The 18,797-nt window shown below is 66.1% G+C and carries 16 protein-coding genes and 5 tRNA genes; 7 read left to right on the plus strand and 14 right to left on the minus strand.

Going from position 1 to position 18,797, the window contains the following annotated elements:
- Nucleotides 1-25: 25 nt before the first annotated feature.
- The 3 genes from HWX87_RS12280 to aceA all read left to right on the plus strand — a co-directional run bounded on the left by HWX87_RS12280 (nucleotide 26) and on the right by aceA (nucleotide 3,915).
- Complete coding sequence (locus tag HWX87_RS12280; protein WP_176047359.1) at nucleotides 26-295, plus strand: acyl-CoA-binding protein; 270 nt, start codon at nucleotides 26-28, stop codon at nucleotides 293-295.
- A gap of 361 nt (nucleotides 296-656) precedes the next feature.
- Nucleotides 657-2,210, plus strand: a complete 1,554-nt coding sequence (locus tag HWX87_RS12285; protein WP_176047360.1) for a DEAD/DEAH box helicase — start codon at nucleotides 657-659, stop codon at nucleotides 2,208-2,210.
- 397 nt (nucleotides 2,211-2,607) lie between these two features.
- Complete coding sequence (gene aceA / locus HWX87_RS12290; protein ID WP_176047361.1) at nucleotides 2,608-3,915, plus strand: isocitrate lyase; 1,308 nt, start codon at nucleotides 2,608-2,610, stop codon at nucleotides 3,913-3,915.
- Between the two features lie 193 nt (nucleotides 3,916-4,108).
- Here aceA and HWX87_RS12295 read toward each other — a convergent pair whose 3' ends face one another.
- Both HWX87_RS12295 and HWX87_RS12300 read right to left on the minus strand, forming a co-directional pair.
- Nucleotides 4,109-4,543: a universal stress protein gene (locus HWX87_RS12295; protein ID WP_176047362.1), complete on the minus strand. Its 435-nt coding sequence runs from the start codon at nucleotides 4,541-4,543 to the stop codon at nucleotides 4,109-4,111.
- 159 nt (nucleotides 4,544-4,702) lie between these two features.
- Entirely contained in the window at nucleotides 4,703-5,608 is a 906-nt protein-coding gene (locus tag HWX87_RS12300) for a LysR family transcriptional regulator (protein WP_176047363.1), read from the minus strand.
- A 153-nt stretch (nucleotides 5,609-5,761) separates the two neighbouring features.
- Here HWX87_RS12300 and HWX87_RS12305 point away from each other — a divergent pair, with 153 nt between their 5' ends.
- Nucleotides 5,762-6,523 carry a haloacid dehalogenase type II gene (locus tag HWX87_RS12305; protein WP_175845241.1) on the plus strand — a complete coding sequence of 254 codons (762 nt, stop codon included), beginning with the start codon at nucleotides 5,762-5,764 and terminating at the stop codon, nucleotides 6,521-6,523.
- Nucleotides 6,524-6,590: 67 nt separating this feature from the next.
- Nucleotides 6,591-8,183, plus strand: coding sequence for a malate synthase A (gene aceB, locus HWX87_RS12310; protein WP_176047364.1), 1,593 nt, complete (start codon nucleotides 6,591-6,593; stop codon nucleotides 8,181-8,183).
- Nucleotides 8,184-8,311: 128 nt separating this feature from the next.
- On the opposite strand, the gene HWX87_RS12315 is transcribed toward aceB, so the two are convergent.
- A complete protein-coding gene (locus tag HWX87_RS12315) occupies nucleotides 8,312-8,728 on the minus strand; it encodes a gamma-glutamylcyclotransferase family protein (RefSeq protein ID WP_176047365.1) in 417 nt (138 codons plus the stop codon).
- Between the two features lie 257 nt (nucleotides 8,729-8,985).
- Here HWX87_RS12315 and HWX87_RS12320 point away from each other — a divergent pair, with 257 nt between their 5' ends.
- Nucleotides 8,986-9,864 carry a helix-turn-helix transcriptional regulator gene (locus tag HWX87_RS12320; RefSeq protein ID WP_176047366.1) on the plus strand — a complete coding sequence of 293 codons (879 nt, stop codon included), beginning with the start codon at nucleotides 8,986-8,988 and terminating at the stop codon, nucleotides 9,862-9,864.
- Nucleotides 9,865-9,889: 25 nt separating this feature from the next.
- On the opposite strand, the gene HWX87_RS12325 is transcribed toward HWX87_RS12320, so the two are convergent.
- The 7 genes from HWX87_RS12325 to gltX all read right to left on the minus strand — a co-directional run bounded on the left by HWX87_RS12325 (nucleotide 9,890) and on the right by gltX (nucleotide 12,796).
- Nucleotides 9,890-10,354: a GNAT family N-acetyltransferase gene (locus HWX87_RS12325; protein ID WP_176047367.1), complete on the minus strand. Its 465-nt coding sequence runs from the start codon at nucleotides 10,352-10,354 to the stop codon at nucleotides 9,890-9,892.
- Between the two features lie 167 nt (nucleotides 10,355-10,521).
- A tRNA-Asp gene (locus HWX87_RS12330) sits at nucleotides 10,522-10,598 on the minus strand.
- A 73-nt stretch (nucleotides 10,599-10,671) separates the two neighbouring features.
- Nucleotides 10,672-10,747, minus strand: a tRNA-Glu gene (locus HWX87_RS12335).
- 66 nt (nucleotides 10,748-10,813) lie between these two features.
- A tRNA-Asp gene (locus HWX87_RS12340) sits at nucleotides 10,814-10,890 on the minus strand.
- 79 nt (nucleotides 10,891-10,969) lie between these two features.
- Nucleotides 10,970-11,045 (minus strand) — tRNA-Glu (locus HWX87_RS12345).
- A 137-nt stretch (nucleotides 11,046-11,182) separates the two neighbouring features.
- A tRNA-Ala gene (locus HWX87_RS12350) sits at nucleotides 11,183-11,258 on the minus strand.
- Nucleotides 11,259-11,386: 128 nt separating this feature from the next.
- Entirely contained in the window at nucleotides 11,387-12,796 is a 1,410-nt protein-coding gene (gene gltX, locus HWX87_RS12355) for a glutamate--tRNA ligase (RefSeq protein WP_176047368.1), read from the minus strand.
- Between the two features lie 278 nt (nucleotides 12,797-13,074).
- Here gltX and HWX87_RS12360 point away from each other — a divergent pair, with 278 nt between their 5' ends.
- Nucleotides 13,075-14,001, plus strand: coding sequence for a patatin-like phospholipase family protein (locus tag HWX87_RS12360; RefSeq protein ID WP_176047369.1), 927 nt, complete (start codon nucleotides 13,075-13,077; stop codon nucleotides 13,999-14,001).
- A gap of 150 nt (nucleotides 14,002-14,151) precedes the next feature.
- Here the strand turns inward: HWX87_RS12360 and HWX87_RS12365 are convergent, their stop codons facing one another.
- From HWX87_RS12365 to HWX87_RS12380, 4 genes are all read right to left on the minus strand, one after another.
- Nucleotides 14,152-14,826 (minus strand): C40 family peptidase, encoded by a 675-nt coding sequence (locus HWX87_RS12365; RefSeq protein ID WP_176047370.1) that lies wholly within the window; start codon nucleotides 14,824-14,826, stop codon nucleotides 14,152-14,154.
- 128 nt (nucleotides 14,827-14,954) lie between these two features.
- Nucleotides 14,955-16,577 carry a dipeptide ABC transporter ATP-binding protein gene (locus tag HWX87_RS12370; protein ID WP_176047371.1) on the minus strand — a complete coding sequence of 541 codons (1,623 nt, stop codon included), beginning with the start codon at nucleotides 16,575-16,577 and terminating at the stop codon, nucleotides 14,955-14,957.
- Nucleotides 16,574-17,671, minus strand: coding sequence for an ABC transporter permease (locus HWX87_RS12375; protein ID WP_176047372.1), 1,098 nt, complete (start codon nucleotides 17,669-17,671; stop codon nucleotides 16,574-16,576). Before HWX87_RS12375 ends, HWX87_RS12370 begins: the two co-directional genes overlap by 4 nt.
- Before the next feature lie 48 nt (nucleotides 17,672-17,719).
- Nucleotides 17,720-18,763 carry an ABC transporter permease subunit gene (locus HWX87_RS12380; protein ID WP_176047373.1) on the minus strand — a complete coding sequence of 348 codons (1,044 nt, stop codon included), beginning with the start codon at nucleotides 18,761-18,763 and terminating at the stop codon, nucleotides 17,720-17,722.
- Between the last annotated feature and the right edge of the window lie 34 nt (nucleotides 18,764-18,797).

The following is an 18,797-nucleotide window of genomic DNA, read 5'->3' on the forward strand; positions in this document are numbered from 1 at the left end:
CCTGAAACCCTTACGGAGACACCCGATGAGCGAACTCACCGCCCAATTCGACCAGGCCCAGATCGACGTCAAGCAACTGACCGAGCGCCCGGGCAACCTAACCCTGCTGCGCCTGTATGCACTCTTCAAGCAGGCAACCGACGGCGATGCGCACGGCGACAAGCCGGGCTTTACCGACATCGTCGGCAAATACAAGTACGACGCGTGGGACGCGCTGAAGGGCACGTCCTCGGATGCGGCAAAGCAGCAGTACGTCGAACTCGTCGAATCGCTGAAGAACGGCACGGCTTCCTGACCGGATCGACCGCCGCCGCAATAGGCAATCAAATCAGTGGCGCAGCGCAGCAAATTTCTTTATAATGCTGCCTGCGTCACCCCCCGCGCTCGGCTCGCATGCCGTTCCGGCCAGACGCCTCGTAGCGTTAAGCTCCAATCCGGTTTAGAACCTGTCCCCTCCTGCTTCGACCCTCGCGGTCGTCACTTATCAGGCTGGCGGCCCCGCTCCTGAAGCGCGCCGCACCCAAAACAGCTTCTAATGCCTCATCCGCCGACGGTTCGGCGGATTGCACCCGTTTCCCGATTTGCTCGCTGAATCCGACGACTTGGGTATGCGCGATTGGCGCCGACGTTTCACCCACTGTGTTTCAAGGATTGTTATGACTTCGAGCATCAACTCCAGCCCGCTCAACGCGATCGCCGACCAGGCGCTCGGTCTCGACGACGCCGCCGTACCGGCCGCGGTCGAACCGGCGTCGGACGAGCCGAGCTTCGCGTCGCTCGGGTTGTCGCCGGAGATCGTCTCCGCGCTGGAGGCCGCCGGCTATGTGAAGCCGACGCCGGTCCAGCAGCGCGCGATTCCGGCCGGCATCGCCGGCCGCGACCTGCTGGTGTCGAGCCCGACCGGTTCGGGCAAGACCGCCGCATTCATGCTGCCCGCGATCGAACGTTTCGCGCAGCTCCAGAAGACGCTGGCGCAGCAGCCGCGCGCGCCGCGTGAACCGAACCAGGGCGACCGCCGTGCGCGCCGCCCGCAACCCGTCGCGCGCCCGGGCCTGCTCGTGCTGACGCCGACCCGTGAACTCGCGATGCAGGTCACCACGGCCGCATCGACGTACGGCAAGCACCTGAAGCGCCTGCGCACGGTCAGCATCCTCGGCGGCGTCGCCTACGGCCAGCAGCTGATGCTGCTCGCGAAGAACCCGGAAATCCTGGTCGCCACGCCGGGCCGTCTGCTCGATCACCTCGAGCGCGGCCGTATCGATCTGTCCGAACTGAAGATGCTCGTGCTCGACGAAGCCGACCGCATGCTGGACATGGGCTTCATCGAAGACATCGAAACGATCGTCGCCGCCACGCCCGAGTCGCGCCAGACGATGCTGTTCTCGGCCACGCTCGACGGCAAGATCGGTTCGCTGACGGGCCGCCTGCTGAAGGATCCGGAACGCATCGAGATCCAGCAGCGCCTCGAGTCGCGCGCCAACATCGCGCAGACCGTGCACTACGTCGACGACCGCGACCACAAGGATCGCCTGCTCGATCACCTGCTGCGCGACGACGCGCTCGACCAGGCGATCATCTTCACGGCAACCAAGATCGACGCCGACCAGCTCGCCGGCCGTCTCGCCGACGCAGGCTTCGAATCGGCGGCGCTGCACGGCGACCTGCCGCAAGGCGCGCGTAACCGCACGATCCGTGCGCTGCGCGAGCGCCGCGTGCGCGTGCTGGTGGCCACCGACGTCGCGGCACGCGGCATCGACATCCCGGGCATCACGCACGTGTTCAACTACGACCTGCCGAAGTTCGCGGAAGACTACGTCCACCGTATCGGCCGTACCGGCCGTGCAGGCCGTTCGGGCACGGCGGTGAGCCTCGTGCACCACGCCGAGCAAGGCGCGCTCAAGCGCATCGAGCGCTTCGTGCGCTCGCCGCTGCCGGTCAACGTGGTCGAAGGTTTCGAGCCGCGCAAGGCGCCCCCGCGTAACGGCGGCAACGGCGGCCGCGGCCGTCCGGGCGGCGGCAACGGCGGCGGCCGACGTTTCGGCGGCAAGCCGGGCGGCGGTTATGGCGGCAACGGCAACGGTAACGGCCGCAGCTACGGCGGCGGCAATGGCGGCGGCTGGAGCGGCAAGCCGGGTGGCAGCCGTGACGGCGGCCCGCGTCGCGACGGTCAGCGCAGCGGCGGCCCGCGTCGCAGCAACTCCGCGTCGTAAGCACGCACGGGCGGCGCCTCGCCGCCGCCCCACGGATGGGCCCCACCCATCCAGCCAACCGGCGCACCTGCGCCGGTTTTTTTTCGCCCCGCCCCACATTTCACGATGCGGAAAATTTTTTTGCGTCGTAAAAAATCATGTTGCACGGCACAACCCGTGCGATTGCGGGATGGAAAAATGCGTTTCTTATCCCGAAATCAAGAACACAAGCACTTGATTTAAAACACTTAAAAATTTACCCGATCCCCGGAAAAGCCCCCTGTTTCGTGCCCGCCGATTTGCCTAGACTCTTATACAAGACTTCGCGAAACGGAATGCCCCGCGCTCCGCTTCGCGAACGGCATCACACCCGTCAGATTCGGCACATTCGGCAACACACCGCATCAAGGAGCTCATCATGTCGCGTCAGCAACAGGCACAGGAACTGCAAAAGCAATGGGAAACCGACCCGCGCTGGAAAGGCATCAAGCGCGGCTATTCGGCTGAGGACGTGGTCCGCCTGCGCGGCTCGGTCCCGATCGAGCACACGCTGGCCAAGCGCGGCGCGGAAAAGCTGTGGAGCCTCATCAACCACGAGCCGTTCGTCAACGCGCTCGGCGCGCTGACCGGCAACCAGGCGATGCAGCAGGTGAAGGCCGGCCTGAAGGCCATCTACCTGTCCGGCTGGCAAGTGGCCGGCGACGCGAACGTCGCGGGCGAAATGTACCCGGACCAGTCGCTGTACCCGGCGAACTCGGTGCCGCTCGTCGTGAAGCGCATCAACAACACGCTGACGCGCGCCGACCAGATCCAGTGGTCGGAAGGCAAGAACCCGGGCGACGAAGGCTATGTCGACTTCTTCGCGCCGATCGTCGCCGACGCGGAAGCCGGTTTCGGCGGTGTGCTGAACGCATTCGAACTGATGAAGGCGATGATCGAGGCCGGCGCATCGGGCGTCCACTTCGAGGATCAGCTCGCGTCGGTGAAGAAGTGCGGCCACATGGGCGGCAAGGTGCTCGTGCCGACGCGCGAAGCCGTCGCGAAGCTGTCGGCCGCACGTCTCGCGGCTGACGTGATGGGCACGCCGACCGTGCTGGTCGCGCGGACCGACGCGGAAGCGGCCGACCTGATCACGTCCGACGTCGACGACAACGACAAGCCGTTCCTGACGGGCGAGCGCACCGTGGAAGGCTTCTTCCGCACGAAGCCGGGCCTCGAGCAGGCGATCTCGCGCGGCCTCGCGTATGCGCCGTACGCCGACCTGATCTGGTGCGAAACGGGCAAGCCGGATCTCGAGTACGCGAAGAAGTTCGCGGAAGCGATCCACAAGCAGTTCCCGGGCAAGCTGCTGTCGTACAACTGCTCGCCGTCGTTCAACTGGAAGAAGAACCTCGACGACGCGACGATCGCGAAGTTCCAGAAGGAACTCGGCGCGATGGGCTACAAGTTCCAGTTCATCACGCTGGCCGGCTTCCATGCGCTGAACTACTCGATGTTCAACCTCGCGCACGGCTATGCCCGCACGCAGATGAGCGCGTTCGTCGAACTGCAGCAGGCCGAGTTCGCGGCAGCCGACAAGGGCTTCACGGCCGTCAAGCACCAGCGCGAAGTCGGCACCGGCTACTTCGACGCGGTGACGCAGACGGTCGAGCGCGAAGCGTCGACGACCGCACTGCACGGCTCGACCGAAGACGAACAGTTCTTCGACGGCAAGAAGGTCGCGTAACACGCCCAAGCGTCACGCCGGTGCGCGGCTCGTCACGGCGCGGCACCGGCCACCGGACAACAATCAGGGAGGAGACGGCAGGCGCGCGATGCTGATCGCGCGACCGGCCGCGCGGCCTGCGGGCCGCCTGCAACGATGCGCGCCGGCTTCGTCCGGCGCGCCCTTTTTTGCGACGCTGCCCGAGCAGCCCGCCCTACCGATAAACGATCACCGGAATTTTCGTATGGGTCAGCACGCGCTGCGTCTCGCTGCCGATCAGCAGGCTGCCGAGCCCGCGGCGTCCGTGGGACGCCATGAAGATCACGTCGCAGCCGCCGCGTTCGGCCGCCTCGATGATGCCGAGATACGGCGACGGATGGACGCTCGTCCACGTGTCGCAGACGACGCCGGCCGCCCTCGCGGCCGCTTCGACCTCGTCGAGATGCGCGCGCGCCTCGCGTTCGCTGCGCGCGCGGAAATCGGCGGGCGGCTCGATGATCACTTCGGAAAACGGCGAGTACGGGTACTGCGGCAGGCACGCATAGGCCGTCACACGCGCGCTGACCGCGCGTGCCAGGTCGATCGCGCCGTCGATCGCCTTCTGCGACAGTTCGGAACCGTCGGTTGGAACGAGGATGTGCCGGAACATCGCGCCCTCCTTCGTCAATCGCACGCCGCGTGCCGCGATCCCGTCCGGACCGTTCGCGACGCATCGGAGATGCCTCCTACGATTGTAGTGCGCGAAATCGCCCGACCGGCACCGGCAGCGGGTTCGTCCTCATATCGGAAACGCGCGGGCGGGCGCCGCCTACTCGCCCCAATAGCCGGGCTGCTCGTACGTGTGCTTCAGGTAATCGAGAAACAGGCGCACGCGCAGCGGCAGGTGCCGGCGCTGCGGAAACACCGCGTGAATGCCGATCGGCGGCGCGGCGAACGCGTCGAGCACGCTGACGAGCCGGCCGGCCGCGATGTCGTCGCCAACCTCCCACCACGAGCGCCATGCAAGACCATGGCCTTCGAGGCACCACTCGTGCAACACCGCGCCGTCCGAGCATTCCATCGTGCCGTTTACGCGTATCGACACGACCTTGTCGTCCTCCTGGAACGCCCAGCCGCGCTGCTGGTTCGCGTTCGCAGCGAGCGCGAGGCAGTTGTGCCGCGCCAGTTCCGCGAGCGTGACCGGCGTGCCGCGCCGCGCGAGATACGCGGGCGACGCAACGCACACGCGGCGATTCTCGCCGAGCTTCAGCGACACGAGCGAAGAGTCGGGCAACTCGCCGAGCCGCACCGCGCAGTCGAACCCCTCGTTGACGAGGTCGACCATCCGGTCGGACAGGTCGAGCGTGACCGACACGTCCGGATGCCCGACGCTGAATTCGGGCACGAGCGGCGCGACGTGCCGCCGGCCAAAGCCGGCCGGCGCGGAAATCCGCAGGTGGCCGCTCGCCTTGACGCCGCCGGCGGACACGCTCGCCTCCGCGTTCTGCATGTCGTTGATGATCCGCTGGCAATCCTCGAGGAACGCCGAGCCCTCGAACGTCAGCGTGAGCTTGCGCGTCGTGCGCACCAGCAGCTTCACGCCGAGCCGCTCCTCGAGCGCGTCGAGGCGGCGGCCGATGATCGCCGGCGCGACGCCTTCCGCGTGCGCGGCCGCCGACAGGCTGCCTTTCGCCGCGACCGCGGCGAACGTTTCGATCTGTTTGAACCGGTCCATGAGTCGCAAGGACGGCACGGCCGCCCTTCAAATCGCTTAAGCCGTCAAGATTAGGTATATGAAAGTAAAAGATCAAGTGATGAATAGCGTCTTTTTTAGACCATACGATCACGAATAGAATCGATCCGACCTCTGAAACTGGAGCGCAAGGCTATGTCGGCCACAACGACACTCTCCTCTCCCGACGCAATCCTCTTCGACGCATTCGGCACGTTGTTCGACGTGCGCGCGGTCCTGGCCGCGGCGGAGCAAATGTTTCCCGGACACGGGGAACGGTTGTCGCAGCTGTGGCGGCGCAAGCAAATCGAATACTCGCAGTTGCGCACGCTCGCCGATCCGGCCGGTGCGCGCTATCGCCCGTTCCGGGACATCACGCTCGACGCGCTGCGGTTCGCCGCGCGCCGGCTCGGGCTCGCGCTGAACAGCGCGGCCGAGAAGCGGCTGATGGACGAATACGCGTGCCTGTCCACCTATCCCGACACCGTGCCCGCGCTGCGCAAGCTGCGCGCGCTCGAACCGCGCCCGCCGCTCGGAATCCTGTCGAACGGCACCCCGCAGATGCTCGACATCGCGATCAAGAGCGCCGGCATGTCCGGGCTGTTCGATCGCGTGCTGTCGGCCGACACCGTGCGTGCGTACAAGCCGAGTCCGGCCGCCTACGCACTCGGCACCGCCGCGTTCGGGTCGAACCCGCGCAGCATCGTGTTCGTGTCGTCGAACGCCTGGGACGTCGCCGGCGCCGTCTGGTTCGGCTACACGACGTTCTGGCTCAACCGCACGGGCGCGCCCGCCGAGGAACTCGGCGCGCCGCCCGACGGCACGGGCACCGGCATGGCCGACCTGCTCGCATTCCTCGCCACCCCGGCTCCGTCCGGCAAGCCCGCAAACCGCACGCGCCCCAGCCCGGGTGCATGACGTTCGCAGCGCTGCCGCCTTCCCCCTTCACCGAAACCGCAACTGACCGACCAAGGAGATGAGACTCATGAGCACCCCGATCACGCTGCCGCAAGGCATGACGATCACCGGCGAAATCAAGCCGGGTTACGAAGCGATCCTGACGCCCGAAGCACTGCAACTCGTCGCGGCGCTGCACCGCACGTTCGAACCGCGCCGCCAGTCGCTGCTGCAGGCGCGTGTCGAGCGCACGAAGCGCCTCGACGCGGGCGAGCGCCCCGACTTCCTGGCCGAGACGAAGTCGATCCGCGAAGGCGACTGGAAGGTCGCGTCGCTGCCGGCCGACCTGCAATGCCGCCGTGTCGAGATCACGGGCCCCGTCGAGCGCAAGATGATCATCAACGCGCTGAACTCGGGCGCCGATTCGTACATGACGGACTTCGAGGATTCGAATGCACCGAGCTGGACGAACCAGATCGACGGCCAGATCAACCTGAAGGACGCGGTGCGCCGCACGATCTCGCTCGAGCAGAACGGCAAGTCGTACAAGTTGAACGACAAGGTCGCCACGCTGATCGTGCGTCCGCGCGGCTGGCACCTCGACGAGAAGCACGTGACGGTCGACGGCCAGCGCGTGTCCGGCGGCATCTTCGATTTCGCGCTGTTCCTGTTCCACAACGCGAAGGAGCTGATCGCGCGCGGTTCGGGCCCGTACTTCTACCTGCCGAAGATGGAAAGCCATCTCGAGGCGCGCCTGTGGAACGACATCTTCGTCGCGGCGCAGGAAGCGGTCGGCGTGCCGCGCGGCACGATTCGCGCGACGGTGCTGATCGAGACGATCCTTGCCGCGTTCGAGATGGACGAGATCCTGTATGAGCTGCGCGAACACAGCTCGGGCCTGAACGCCGGCCGCTGGGACTACATCTTCTCGGCGATCAAGAAGTTCAAGAACGACCGCGACTTCTGTCTCGCCGACCGTTCGAAGATCACGATGACGGTGCCGTTCATGCGCGCGTACGCGCTGCTGCTGCTGAAGACCTGCCACAAGCGCAACGCGCCGGCGATCGGCGGGATGGCCGCGCTGATCCCGATCAAGAACGATCCGGAAGCGAACGAAAAGGCGATGGGCGGCGTGCGCTCGGACAAGGCCCGTGACGCGACCGACGGCTACGACGGCGGCTGGGTCGCGCACCCGGGCCTCGTGCCGATCGCGATGGAAGAGTTCGTCAAGGTGCTCGGCGACAAGCCGAACCAGATCGCGAAGCAGCGCGACGACGTGCAGGTCGAAGGCAAGAACCTGCTCGACTTCCAGCCGGAAGCGCCGATTACCGAAGCGGGCCTGCGCAACAACATCAACGTCGGCATCCACTACCTCGGTGCGTGGCTCGACGGCAACGGCTGCGTGCCGATCCACAACCTGATGGAAGACGCGGCCACGGCCGAGATCTCCCGCTCGCAGGTGTGGCAGTGGATCCGCTCGCCGAAGGGTGTGCTCGACGACGGCCGCAAGGTTACGGCGGAACTCGTTCGCGAGTATACGAAGGCCGAGCTCGACAACGTGAAGCGTTCCGTCGGCGGCAACACGCAGCCGTACGAGCGCGCCGCGGCCATCTTCGAACAGATGTCGACGTCGGAAGGCTTCACCGAATTCCTGACGCTGCCGCTGTACGAGGAAATCTGACGACGCCGCACGCAGCGACGGGCGGCCGCCTCGCGCGCCGCCGCCCGTCGCATGCGACGACCGCATGAAAAAAGCGCCCCGCGGGGCGCTTTTTTCCTTTTCAGCGAAGCCGGCTGCCGCCGGCATGCTCAGGCGACTTCCTGCTCGCGCCGGTGCTGAACCCAGTCGCCCGACGCGATGCGCGGACGCCCGGCTACCGCATGTGCGGCGATCGGATAATACAGGCACGCGTATTGCCGGCCACCGAGCTCGACGGTCACCTCTTCCGGCTTGAACAGCGAGTCGACGCCCGGATAGACGCGCTCGATCTCGTCGAGCACGGGGACGAGCTGCTCGTCGACCTCGTAGACGTCGCCCCAGACCAGCGACTTGCCGGTCGCCGGCCCGGCGATCATCCCCGGATACGTGCCGAAATCGTACAGCTCGCCCGGCAGCGCGGCCGCGCCCAGCAGCGTCGGCGCCGCGATGCCTTGCCGTGCGGCCGCATGGCCGATGTCGTTGGCCTGTCCGGCTCGCAAGGTGCCGTAGACGAATACGTAACGCATCGTGGTTCTCCTCTTCGATTCGTGATTGCCGTGTTCGCGCGCGATTCACATGAAAATGCGCCTGCATCGATAGACCACGCTACCGGCCCGATGGTTCGAACCCGCCGGCGCCCGCGCCCGCGGGCCGCCGCCCGGGAATCGCCGGCGCCCATACAAAGTTCATTTGAACACGGCATGATCGCCCGAAAAACCGCCGCATGCGCACGCGCTGCGCCTTCTAAAATAACGGCATCGCCGCCGCGCTGCCCGAACCGTCCATGAATCCGCCCGTCCAAGCCGACGCATCGAACCCGTACGACGTCATCGACATCCCGCCCGAATTCGCGCCGACCGCGGTCCATCCGATGCGCGTGCGCGCACGGCAGGTCGATGCCGGCCGCCGCATCCCGCTGCACACGCATGCGTGGGCGCAGCTCGCGTACGCGTCGCGCGGCGTGCTGCGCGTCGCGACGACCGGCACGACGTGGATGGTGCCGCCGTCCCGCGCGATCTGGGTGCCGCCGCACGTGACGCACGAGGTCGTGATCGTCGAAGAGGCGTATTTGCGCACGCTGTATATCGACGAGTCGATCGTGCCGGACGGGCTCGACGCGTGCCGCGTCGTCGAAGTGACGGGACTGCTGCGCGAACTGATCGTCGCGCTCGACGCACGCGACCTGAGCGCCGCACGCGAGCGCCTGCTGTGCGGGCTCGTGCTCGACGAGCTGAGTCACGCCGAACCGTTGCCGCTCGCGGTGCCGATGCCCGACGAGAAGCGGCTGCGCATGCTGTGCGAATCGGTGCTCGCGCACCCGGCGCATGCGGAGTCGCTCGAACACTGGGCGAGCGAAGTCGGCGCGAGCACGCGCACGATTTCGCGGCTCTTCAAGCAGGAACTGGGCGTGAGTTTTTCGCAGTGGCGTCAACAGGCGCTGCTGGCGCGCGCGATCCCGCTGCTGAACCAGGGGCGCCCGCTGTCGCATATCGCACGCGAACTCGGCTACCAGAGCCAGAGCGCGTTCTCGGCGATGTTCCGCCGTGCCTTCGGTCAAAGCCCGCGCGCGTTCATGCTGCGCGGCTACGAGCATCGCGGCGCCGAAGGCGGCCTCGCGGAAGACGAAACGCCTGACGACAACGCGATCGACGCCGCTCGCTGATCGCGCGCGGCGGATCGTCAGCCCGTCAGACCGGCCGCACCATGTGACGGATCGAGCCGAGTTGCGCGAGCCGCGGCCCGGCGACCCGGTAGCCCATGCGCTGGTAAAGACGCGCGGCGGGATTGTCGACGAATACACGCAGCTGCAATTCGTGCAGCCCGCGCGCACGCGCCCAGCGGTGGGACATGTCGAGCATGTAGGTGCCGGCGCCCTGCCCGCGATGGCCGGCCGCGATCTGCACGTCGCGGATGTGCAGCGAATCGCCTTCCTCGGTCACGCGCAACACGCCGATGCGCTCGCCGTCTGCCTCGAGGATGAAGTTTTCGGATTCGCGCCAGCTCGCGTAGAACAGGTCGCTGCGCCACACGAGCCCATGGCGCTTGTAGTAGCCGCCCATGTTGCCGTGCGTCAGCGCTTCGGCGAACGGGAAATCACCGGGCTCCGCGGGCCGGAGCTGATACAGGAGTCGCAGGTCGGTCGGATCGAGCATCACGCAGGGGTCAAGAATGCATCCCGCCACGATAGCGCAGTCGCGTGGGGATGCAATCGCGAATTTCTCGTAGCGGTGAGGCGCGTGATGCGGGTGCGAGGATGTGGGGCGGGCGCGATCGACGACACCAATGAAAAAGCCCGCACAAGGCGGGCTTTTTCATTTTTTGGCGGAGCGGACGGGACTCGAACCCGCGACCCCCGGCGTGACAGGCCGGTATTCTAACCGACTGAACTACCGCTCCAGTCTTGCTGCTTGCCTGGCAGGCGTCGGTTACTTCCTGCCGGCGCATCGTTTGTTCGAACGACGCCGAAATCTGGCGTCCCCTAGGGGATTCGAACCCCTGTACTCACCGTGAAAGGGTGATGTCCTAGGCCTCTAGACGAAGGGGACAACGTACTGCTTACATCTTTAACGATAAAGCCCGTTCAAAAAACGTTCTTTGAACGAGCTTCGTTCTGGCGGAGCGGACGGGGCTCGAACCCGCGACCCCCGGCGTGACAGGCCGGTATTCTAACCAACTGAACTACCGCTCCAGCTTTTTTTTCTACCACCTGCAGGACATCGTCTCGGTCCTGCCTGCGTCGCGACACTTCTACGAAACGCCGCTGAATCTGGCGTCCCCTAGGGGATTCGAACCCCTGTACTCACCGTGAAAGGGTGATGTCCTAGGCCTCTAGACGAAGGGGACATGATCTTTTCAGACCTGTCTGACTTTCGCTATTCACTTCTGGTCAACAGCGAAGGCCGAAATTCTAACTGCTTTGAATCATTTTGTGAAGCATTTATTACTACCGCTGCTTCGCAAATCAATCCAGCTTGTTCTGTTGGTGGAGGTAAGCGGGATCGAACCGCTGACCTCTTGCATGCCATGCAAGCGCTCTCCCAGCTGAGCTATACCCCCTTGCAGAACAGAAATGAGATTATATGGACCTACTTTGATCTTGTAAATACCCTTTTTGCGATTCGCGCGAAATATTTTGCGAAGCTGCCGCGCGCTCACGCGCAGACAGCTTCACTGACGCGCGAATCTCAGGCGAGCGCGCCCTCGATGCGCGACACCACGACGTCACGCCCGAACAGCACGAGCACCGCGTCGATCGACGGCGTATGCGTGGTGCCCGCCACCAGCAGACGCACCGGCATCGCGAGCTGCGGCATCTTCAGCTTGTGCGTGGCGAGCGTCGCCTTCAGCGCGGCGGACACCGCCTCCTTCGTCCAGTCGGCCGCCTTCAGCGCAGCGGCGAGATCGGCCAGCGCCGGCCGCACCGCATCGGTCACGTGCTGCGCGATTGCGTCGGCTTCCGGTGCCGGCACACGGTAGAACATCGCCGCACCTTCCGCGATCTCCTTCACCGTCGTCGCGCGATCCTTCATCAGGCCGACCACCGCATCGAGCGCCGGGCCCGTCGCGAGCGCCGCGTCGTCGATGCCGAGCGCGTCGAGGAACGGCTTCGCGAGTTCGGCGAGGCGTGCGTTGTCGGCTTCCTTGATGTAGTGCGCGTTCAGCCAGCTCAGCTTGCTGTGGTCGTACTGCGCGGGCGACTTGCCGAGATGCTCGAGATCGAACCATTCGACGAACTGCTCGCGCGAGAAGATCTCGGCGTCGCCGTGCGACCAGCCGAGGCGCGCGAGATAGTTGACGACCGCTTCGGGCAGGAAACCCGCGTCGCGGTACGCCATCACGCTCATCGCGCCATGCCGCTTGCTCATCTTCTCGCCCTGCTCGTTCAGCACGGTCGGCAGGTGCGCATAGACGGGCGCCTCGCCGCCGAGGGCATTCAGGATGTTGATCTGGCGCGGCGTGTTGTTCACGTGATCGTCGCCGCGGATCACGTGCGTGATGCCCATGTCCATGTCGTCCACCACCACGCAGAAGTTGTAGATCGGCGTGCCGTCCGGGCGCGCGATCACGAGGTCGTCGAGCTCCTCGTTCGAGATCTCGACACGCCCCTTCACCGCGTCTTCCCACACGACCGTGCCCGTCAGCGGATTGCGGAAGCGCAGCACGGGTTTCACGCCGGCCGGCGGCTCCGGCAGCACCTTGCCGGGCTCCGGACGCCACGTGCCGTCATAGCGCGGCTTAAGGCCGGCCTCGCGCTGGCGTTCGCGCAGCGCGTCGAGCTCCTCGGCCGACATGTAGCACGGGTACGCGAGGCCCTTCTCGAGCATCTGCGCGAGCACGTCGCGATAGCGGTCCATCCGCTGCATCTGGTAGATCGGGCCTTCGTCGAAATCCAGGCCGAGCCATTGCATCCCTTCGAGGATCGCATCGACCGCTTCCTGCGACGAACGCTCGACGTCGGTATCCTCGATGCGCAGCACGAACGTGCCTTCCATCTTGCGGGCGAACGCCCACGGATAGAGTGCGGAGCGGATGTTGCCGAGGTGAATGAAGCCGGTGGGACTCGGCGCGAAGCGGGTACGGACAGGACGGGTCATAAACGGTAACTCGAACGCCTGGGGCGCATGAATGATTCGACGCGGGCGACGGCGGCAGCCTGGACAGCAACGGAGCCGGCGACGCCCGGAACGGGAAAGAAGCCGGAATTATACTCGCGCCGCACATCGCGCCAAGCGCGCCGCGTGCTTTATGATGTGCGCGCCGCGGCCGCCAGCCGGCACGGCGCCGGCCGCACGGAACCCGCCGCGCGGCCGCTCGGAACCTATCGCCGCAGCGGGCCGTGTGACCCGCCGCCAAGCCGCCGGAGAACCATTCGATGTCGTCCCCTCGCCTGTCGCGCCGCCACTTCACGATCGCCGCCGCGTCCGCCAGCCTCGCCGCCTGCACGTCGTTCGGCGACAAGTCCCGCCCCGGCAACACGTCCGGCACCGCGCCGTCGCAAGAGAAGCCCGTGAAGATCGGCATCGCGCTCGGCGGCGGCGCCGCGCGCGGCTTCTCGCACATTGGCGTGCTGAAAGCGCTCGAGGCGCGCGGCATCCCGGTCGAGATCGTCGCCGGCACGAGCGCCGGCTCGGTGGTCGGCGCGCTCTACGCGTCGGGCATGAGCGCGCTGCAGATCAACAAGATCGCGCTCGACATGGACCAGGCGGCAATCAGCGACTGGGCGCTGCCGTTCCGCTCGCGCGGCCTCCTGCAAGGCGTCGCACTGCAGAATTTCCTGAACAAGACGTTGAACAACCGGCCGATCGAGAAGATGGCGAAGCCGCTCGGCATCGTCGCGACGGATCTGCAGAGCGGCCAGCCGATCCTGTTCCAGCAGGGCAACACGGGCCTCGCGGTTCGCGCGTCGTGCAGCGTGCCGTCGGTGTTCGAACCGGTGAAGATCGGTAATCGCGAATATGTCGACGGCGGCCTCGTGAGCCCGGTGCCCGCGTCGTATGCGCGCAAGATGGGCGCGAGCTTCGTGATCGCGGTCGACATCTCGGCCCGGCCGGATGGCGCGGCGACCAACAACCCGATCGAGATGCTGCTGCAGACCTTCACGATCATGGGCCAGACGATCAAGACCTACGAGCTCGACAAGTACGCCGACGTCGTGATCCGCCCGAACCTCGCGGCGATGGGCGGCAGCGACTTCAACCAGCGCAATGCGGCGATCCTCGCGGGCGAGGAAGCGGTCGCGCGCATCATGCCGGAACTGCAGCGCAAGCTCGCGGCCGCGCGCGGCGTGACTGCGGCGTAATCGCGCCCGTCAGCGCGGAAGGCGGCCGAGGTCGCCGCCCCGCTGCGGCCTGCCGTGCGATAGCCACGCCGTCACCCGCGCCGCCCCCAAAACAAAAAACCCTGCCGCCTTTCGGTGACAGGGTTTTTTCGGTCTGACCGACCGCGAACGTCAGTTGTTGCCGTTCGCCGAATCGTCGCCGATCGTCGCGCGCACGCGCTGACGGAGGTCCTCGGGTTTCATCGGGAATTCCGATTCGAGCCGGCGCGCGCCGGTGAACCGCTTTTCCCAGTAGCCGCTGTCGAGATCGTCGACGCGAACGGTGCTGCCCGTCGACGGCGAGTGCACGAACTTGTTGTCGCCGATGTAGATGCCGACGTGCGAGAACGTACGGCGCATCGTGTTGAAGAACACGAGGTCGCCCGGCTTGAGGTTGCTCATGCTCACCTTCTCGCCGACCCGGCTCATCTCTTCCGCGCGACGCGGCAGCGACATGCCGAGCGTGTCCTGGAACACGTAGCGGACGAAGCCGCTGCAGTCGAGACCCGAATCCGGCGAGTTGCCGCCCCAGCGATAACGCACGCCGATCATGTTCAGCGCGCCGACGACCACGTCGCCCGCCTTGCCGGCCATGCCGGCGAGGAACGACTTCGCGCCGCCGCTCGACGGCTGCGCGCTGGTCTGCTGGGGGGAGGAACCCGACCCGATCTGAGTCGAATTGGTGACATTCTGGTTAAAACTGCTGACTTCGTCGGCGAACGCGCCGGGTGCTGCTGCGAACAGGGCGCCGATGAACAGCCCGGCGATGGTGCGCGCGCATGCCTGGGTCAGGGATCGATGCTGCATTGGTCGATGGAATGTGCTTAAAAATCAGCTGATTGGCGGAAAATTTCGGTCGATACTAGCCAGCGCGTAATCGTTTGTCAAAACAAATTAATAAATACAATCGAGATGGTCAGACCATTGGACGTCTATCACGCTTTCCAGACCGCTTTCAACAGCTTTTGTGTGTAAGGATGTGTCGGTCTCGTGAAGATGTCGGACACCTCCCCCGACTCGACGACGGCGCCGTCCTGCATGACCGCGACGCGGTGCGCCATCGCGCCGATCACCTCCAGGTCGTGGCTGATGAACACATAGCCGAGGTTGTATTTCTGTTGCAAATTCGCGAGCAGTTTCAGCACCTGCTGCTGGATCGACACGTCGAGCGCCGACGTCGGCTCGTCGAGGATCAGGATGCGCGGCTCCAGCACCAGCGCCCGCGCGATTGCGATCCGCTGGCGCTGCCCGCCCGAGAATTCGTGCGGATAACGGTGCAGCACCGTGCGGTCGAGGCCCACTTCGCGCAGCACCGCGAGCGACTTCGTGCGGCGCGCGTCGGCCGTCATGTCCGGGCGATGCAGCTCGAGCCCCTCGCCGACGATCCGCTCGATCGTATGACGCGGCGAAAGCGAACTGAATGGATCCTGAAAGACCACCTGCATGTTCGAGCGCAACGCGGTCTGCTCGCGGCCGCGATAGGTCGACAGCGCGCGCCCCTGGAATTCGATCTCGCCGCCGGCCGTCTTCTGCAGCCCGAGCAGCGCCATCGCGAGCGTCGACTTCCCCGACCCCGATTCGCCGACGATGCCGAGCGTCTCGCCCTGCCGCACCGACACCGACACGTCCGCGACGGCCGTCACCGGCACCGTGCCGAACCAGCCCGCGATGCCCGGCCGCTTGCGCGCGAACTGCACGCTCACGTGGCGCGCATCGAGCACGACGGGTGCGATCGGCATCACCGGCATGACCGCGCGCTGCGGCCGGCTGTTCAGCAGCCGCTGCGTATACGGATGTTCGGGTTCCGCGAAGATCCGCTCGACCGGCCCGCTCTCGACGAGCCGGCCGCGCTCCATCACGGCGATGCGTTCGGCGAAATGTCTGACGAGATTCAGGTCGTGCGTGATCAGCAGGATCGCCATCCCGCGCTTTTCCGCCTCCTCGCGCTGCAGCTCCAGCAGCAGGTCGACGATCTGCGCGCGGATCGTCACGTCGAGCGCGGTGGTCGGTTCGTCGGCGAGCAGCAGCCGCGGCCGGCACGCCAGCGCCATCGCGATCATCGCGCGCTGCCGCTGGCCGCCCGACAGCTGGTGCGGGTAACTGTCGACCCGCTTGTCCGGCTCCGCGATGCCCGTGCGCGCGAGCAACGCGATCGCGCGCTTGCGCGCCTCGACGGCCGACACGCCGTCGTGCAGCACGATCGTCTCGCCGATCTGCACGCCGATCGTATACAGCGGGTTGAGCGCCGTCATCGGCTCCTGGAAGATCATCGCGATGTCCGAGCCGCGCAGCCCGCGCATCTCGCGCTCGCTCTTGGCCGAAAGGTCCTGCCCCGCGAAGCGGATCGCGCCACTGACTTCGGCGTCGCGCAGCAACCGCAGGATCGACAGCGCGGTCACGCTCTTGCCGGAACCCGACTCGCCGACGAGCGCGACGCGCTCGCCGCGCCCGATTGCGAGCGTCACGTCGTCCACCGCGACCGTGTCGCCGAAGCGCACGTGCAGATGCTCGAGCGACAGCAGCGGTTCGTGCTGCGTCGATACGGTCGGCTCGCTCATCGCTGGCCTCCCGCTGCGCGCACCGAATCGGCGATCCGCGTGTCGAGCGCGTTGCGCAGCGCGTCGCCCATGAAGGTCAGCAGCAGCAGCGTCGCGACCAGCACGCCGAACGTCGACAGCGAGATCCACCATGCGTCGAGGTTGCCCTTGCCCTGCGCGAGCAACTCGCCGAGGCTCGGCGTCGGCGGCGGCACGCCGAGCCCGAGGAAATCGAGGCTCGTGAGCGCGAGGATCGAGCCGCTCATCCGGAACGGCAGGAACGTGATCACCGGCGTGAGACTGTTCGGCAGCACGTGGCGCCAGATGATCTGCCAGTTCGTGAGGCCCATCGCGCGTGCCGCGCGCACGTAGTCCTGCGTGCGGTTGCGCAGGAATTCCGCGCGCACGTAGTCGGCGAGCCCGATCCAGCCGAACAGCGACAGCAGCACGATCAGCAACAGGAAGCTCGGCTCGAAGATCGACGCGAAGATGATCAGCAGGTACAGCTCGGGCAGCGAGCTCCAGATCTCGATCAGCCGCTGCCCGACGATGTCGATGCGCCCGCCGAAGAAGCCCTGTACGGCACCCGCGGCGATCCCGAGCAGCGTGCCGATCACGGTCAGGATCAGCCCGAACTCGACCGAGATGCGAAACCCGTACACGAGCCGCGCGAGCAGGTCGCGCCCCTGCGCGTCGGTGCCGAGCCAGTTCTCGCGCGACGGCGGCGCCGGGTTCGGCACGTTCGAGAAGTAGTTCAGCGTGTCGTAGTAATAGTGGTTCGGCGGATAGACGACGAAGTTGCCGGGCGCCTCGAGCCGCTTGCGCACATACGGATCGAGATAGTCGGCCGGCGTCGGGAAATCGCCGCCAAAGGTCGTTTCCGGATACGCATGGAACATCGGGAAATAGGTCTGGCCGTCGTAGCGCACGACGAGCGGCTTGTCGTTCGACCACAGCGGCGCCGCGAGGCTCGCGGCGAACGCGACGACGAAGATCACGAAGCTCCAGTAGCCGAGGCGCTGCTGCCTGAAGCGTCGCCACACGCGGCGCGCGGGTGACGGCGACACGCGCGCACGGGCGGCATCGATGCGGGAAGATGCGACGGCCCGGTTCATCGCGCTCCTCGCCCCACGGCGCCGGGCAGGCGGATGGATCGTTTCATGTCAGCGCTCCAGGTTGTCGAATTGAATGCGCGGATCGACCCACACATAGCAGAGATCGGAGATCAGCTTGGTCGCGAGCCCGATCAGCGTGAACAGGTACAGCGTGCCGAGCACGACCGGATAGTCGCGCCGCACGACCGACTCGTACGACAGCAGCCCGAGGCCGTCGAGCGAGAACAGCGTCTCGATCAGCAGGCTGCCCGTGAAGAACGCGCCGATGAACGCGGCCGGGAAGCCGACGATCAGCGGCAGCATCGCATTGCGGAACACGTGCTTCCACAGCACGCTGCGCTCGGAGAGCCCCTTCGCGCGCGCGGTCAGCACGTATTGCCGGCGGATCTGGTCGAGGAACGCATTCTTCGTGAGCATCGTGACGACCGCGAAGCTGCCGACGACCGACGCCGTGATCGGCAGCGCGATGTGCCACAGGTAGTCGAGCACCTTGCCGACGAGCGACAGCTGCGCGAAGTTGTCCGACGTGAGGCCGCGCAGCGGGAAAAGCTGCCAGAACGAGCCACCGCCGAACAGCACGAGCAACAGCACGCCGAGCACGAAACCCGGGATCGCATAGCCGACGAGCACGACGAGGCTCGTCGCGATGTCGAACGGCGAACCGTTGCGCACGGCCTTCGCGATGCCGAGCGGTACCGAGATCAGGTACGTGAGGAAAAACGTCCACAGCCCGATGCTGATCGACACCGGCAGCTTCTGCACGACCAGCGACCACACGCTCTGGTGGCGGAAATAGCTGTCGCCGAGATCGAAGCGCGCAAAGCGCTTCAGCATCAGCCAGTAGCGTTCGAGCGGCGGCTTGTCGAAGCCGTACAGCGCCTTGAGCTGCGCGAGCTGCTGCGCGTCGACGCCGGTGTGCGCGCGCATCCCGAACGGCACCGCGCCCTGCTCCGTCGCGCCCTTGCGCAACTCCTGCACGGCCTGCTCGACGGGCCCGCCCGGCACGAACTGGATCACCGCGAACGTGAGGGTCAGCACGCCGATGAGCGTCGGGATCATCAGCAGCAGGCGTTTGAGGATGTAGCTCCACATAGGGCGTCGACTCGTGATCGGTGGCGGGTTGAAC

This window comes from Burkholderia sp. BCC1644 (assembly GCF_902833225.1).
In the GTDB taxonomy this organism is placed as follows: Bacteria; Pseudomonadota; Gammaproteobacteria; order Burkholderiales; family Burkholderiaceae; genus Burkholderia.

Excerpts from the sequence above, each read along its gene's own strand:
- HWX87_RS12320 (WP_176047366.1), top strand. The coding sequence starts at position 8,986 with ATGAATCCGCCCGTCCAAGCCGACGCATCGAACCCGTACGACGTCATC.
- HWX87_RS12365 (WP_176047370.1), bottom strand. The coding sequence starts at position 14,826 with ATGCAGCATCGATCCCTGACCCAGGCATGCGCGCGCACCATCGCCGGG.
- HWX87_RS12280 (WP_176047359.1), top strand. The coding sequence starts at position 26 with ATGAGCGAACTCACCGCCCAATTCGACCAGGCCCAGATCGACGTCAAG.
- HWX87_RS12325 (WP_176047367.1), bottom strand. The coding sequence starts at position 10,354 with ATGCTCGATCCGACCGACCTGCGACTCCTGTATCAGCTCCGGCCCGCG.
- HWX87_RS12380 (WP_176047373.1), bottom strand. The coding sequence starts at position 18,763 with ATGTGGAGCTACATCCTCAAACGCCTGCTGCTGATGATCCCGACGCTC.
- HWX87_RS12370 (WP_176047371.1), bottom strand. The coding sequence starts at position 16,577 with ATGAGCGAGCCGACCGTATCGACGCAGCACGAACCGCTGCTGTCGCTC.
- aceA (WP_176047361.1), top strand. The coding sequence starts at position 2,608 with ATGTCGCGTCAGCAACAGGCACAGGAACTGCAAAAGCAATGGGAAACC.
- HWX87_RS12300 (WP_176047363.1), bottom strand. The coding sequence starts at position 5,608 with ATGGACCGGTTCAAACAGATCGAAACGTTCGCCGCGGTCGCGGCGAAA.
- HWX87_RS12375 (WP_176047372.1), bottom strand. The coding sequence starts at position 17,671 with ATGAACCGGGCCGTCGCATCTTCCCGCATCGATGCCGCCCGTGCGCGC.
- aceB (WP_176047364.1), top strand. The coding sequence starts at position 6,591 with ATGAGCACCCCGATCACGCTGCCGCAAGGCATGACGATCACCGGCGAA.
- HWX87_RS12295 (WP_176047362.1), bottom strand. The coding sequence starts at position 4,543 with ATGTTCCGGCACATCCTCGTTCCAACCGACGGTTCCGAACTGTCGCAG.
- HWX87_RS12285 (WP_176047360.1), top strand. The coding sequence starts at position 657 with ATGACTTCGAGCATCAACTCCAGCCCGCTCAACGCGATCGCCGACCAG.
- HWX87_RS12360 (WP_176047369.1), top strand. The coding sequence starts at position 13,075 with ATGTCGTCCCCTCGCCTGTCGCGCCGCCACTTCACGATCGCCGCCGCG.
- gltX (WP_176047368.1), bottom strand. The coding sequence starts at position 12,796 with ATGACCCGTCCTGTCCGTACCCGCTTCGCGCCGAGTCCCACCGGCTTC.
- HWX87_RS12305 (WP_175845241.1), top strand. The coding sequence starts at position 5,762 with ATGTCGGCCACAACGACACTCTCCTCTCCCGACGCAATCCTCTTCGAC.
- HWX87_RS12315 (WP_176047365.1), bottom strand. The coding sequence starts at position 8,728 with ATGCGTTACGTATTCGTCTACGGCACCTTGCGAGCCGGACAGGCCAAC.